Consider the following 599-nt stretch of genomic DNA (forward strand, 5'->3'; position numbering starts at 1 on the left):
TCAAACCTACGCGCTGAAGAAGACAAAGAGGGCACGGCAATTCAAACTTCACCAGTTGATAATAGAAAGCCACCAACAGGACAGCAGAAAGTCCTAACAATCCTAATGTGTTCATAAATATGATGAAATGATGATTTTTTTGTTGAACATGTTCCATGATTATTATCTCAAAAAGACAGATTTAAAGTAGAAGTTGCATGATGATTAAAAGTGAGAAGAATAACAACTAACAGGATTGCCCATAAGGCATAACTTATGTTTTTTTTGCCATACACAGTCGTTATTGCTGTACCTAAAGCGATTAAAAACGGAACAAACATTAAAGTCTCCTTTCTTATATAACGGGCAACATATTGCACACTTGGGCTAAAAAATAGAGATAATATATTAATTATTCACAATTCATTACAAATTATTACAATTCACAATTATATTGTGTTCTCTTTATGACTATAGAAAATACAACAAAACAGAGAGGCTGCTAAAAGTGAATTTCAAAGCAAAGCATCTCAGCATGCGCTTACTTTTTCATGAAGCAAAAGAGCGTATTTTCACCCTAACCCTGAAAGAATTATCTAAACGACAAAATAATCATCATT

2 protein-coding genes are annotated in these 599 nt (G+C 32.7%); both read right to left on the bottom strand.

What is annotated here, in order from left to right; genetic code table 11:
• The coding region (locus tag ACFINZ_RS11660) for a disulfide bond formation protein B (RefSeq protein WP_375701605.1) at window positions 1-157 on the bottom strand (157 nt) is incomplete at its 3' end.
• A gap of 10 nt (window positions 158-167) precedes the next feature.
• The gene (locus ACFINZ_RS11665; protein WP_011181195.1) at window positions 168-320 is read right to left on the bottom strand and encodes a DUF5993 family protein; all 153 of its coding nucleotides are present in this window, start codon (window positions 318-320) and stop codon (window positions 168-170) included.
• Between the last annotated feature and the right edge of the window lie 279 nt (window positions 321-599).

The sequence above is a fragment of the Bartonella sp. AA81SXKL genome (assembly GCF_042196945.1).
Lineage (GTDB): Bacteria > Pseudomonadota > Alphaproteobacteria > Rhizobiales > Rhizobiaceae > Bartonella.

Excerpts from the sequence above, each read along its gene's own strand:
- ACFINZ_RS11665 (WP_011181195.1), bottom strand. The coding sequence starts at position 320 with ATGTTTGTTCCGTTTTTAATCGCTTTAGGTACAGCAATAACGACTGTG.